The organism is Promicromonospora kroppenstedtii DSM 19349, from assembly GCF_000515355.1.
In the GTDB taxonomy this organism is placed as follows: domain Bacteria; phylum Actinomycetota; class Actinomycetes; order Actinomycetales; family Cellulomonadaceae; genus Promicromonospora; species Promicromonospora kroppenstedtii.
The window spans coordinates 2,657-3,750 of sequence record NZ_KI911578.1 but is presented as its reverse complement, the minus strand read 5'-3'; the positions used below and the strand labels follow the sequence as shown (position 1 = coordinate 3,750).

Sequence of the window (1,094 nt, the reverse complement as noted above, 5' to 3'; positions counted from 1 at the left end):
AGCCCGGGCCGCGACGGCGCACGGCCTGCCCGCTCTGCTGGAGGAGGCGCCGGGCCTCGGGGCCGTAGGGCGTGTCCTTCAGGCCCTCCCAGCCGCCGTAGATCTGGAGAGCCTGCAAGAGCCGGATGGTCGGCTCGGGGCTGCCAGGGCGGCGTGATGAGCCACGGGTCGATCTCCTCGACCATCTCGCGGAGCGGGTCGGCGAACGCGACGCGGGTGTAGCCCCGCTCGACCAGGCCGGCCGCGAAGGTGTCTTTGCCGGACCTCTTCACGCCGACCAGGCCGATCAGGGGGTGCGGGATGTCGGTCACTCGACCACCTCCCAATTGTCGGCGCGCTCGACGCGGCCGGAGACGGGCTCGTTGCGGTACGCGCCGCCCCACGTCGCCCGATCCCGCGCACCGTTCAGGTGCGACGTGATGACGGCCTTCGCGGTGCGCTTCCGGTCCCAGGGGCCGAAGCGTCGCTCCTTGCCGTCGGCGTAGACGAGGACGGCCGAGAAGACGGCGTCGCGCTCGGCGTCGCCTTGTAGCCTCCCAGGCGGCGCCTACCTGCCTCACTCACCCACCGCCGCGAACTCGACGAGCGTCTTGTCGGTGGTCTCGTCGTACTCGGCCATGACCGGGCGCACGAGCCCGTGACGGGGCGAGTCGTAGAGCATCGGGTCGGCGTTGCGGACGTCGCCGGGGTAGTGCAGGCGGCCGACGATCTCGGTCTCTTCCATGGTCAGTCCTCCGGTTCCCGCGCACGAAGGCGGCCTTGCGGGTGAGGCGTGTCGCCTCGTTCCGGAGGTGGTTCGCCCGCTTGGGGTCCTTGGCGTGCTTCGCCTGCGTAGCGAGCTCCTCGGCCTTCTTGTGGAGCTGGTCGATGGCCTTGTCGGGGCGGTCGAAGAAGCCCATGGTCAGCGGCCCCCGATCATCGTCACGGTGCCGTCGGCGTGCGTGATGCTGTAGCCGGTCGGCGTGGTGCGGACGACGACGGGCTTGTCGTCCTTGTCCAAGTAGGTTCCAGGGCGCACGGCGGCCTCCTTCGTGCGGTCTGTACTGCCTGACGAGGAGGTAATCGGCCTGGGCCACCGGAGCGGCTCCAACCCC

Annotated in this window: 1 protein-coding gene and 1 pseudogene; both read right to left on the bottom strand. The window is 70.6% G+C overall.

Annotated elements, in window-relative coordinates; all coding sequences use genetic code 11:
* Positions 1 to 556 precede the first annotated feature (556 nt).
* Positions 557 to 724 (bottom strand): hypothetical protein, encoded by a 168-nt coding sequence (locus tag PROKR_RS32235; RefSeq protein WP_157601822.1) that lies wholly within the window; start codon positions 722 to 724, stop codon positions 557 to 559.
* 46 nt (positions 725 to 770) lie between these two features.
* A pseudogene (locus PROKR_RS38100) lies at positions 771 to 899 on the bottom strand (DUF6381 family protein); the annotation flags it as partial.
* Positions 900 to 1,094 lie beyond the last annotated feature (195 nt).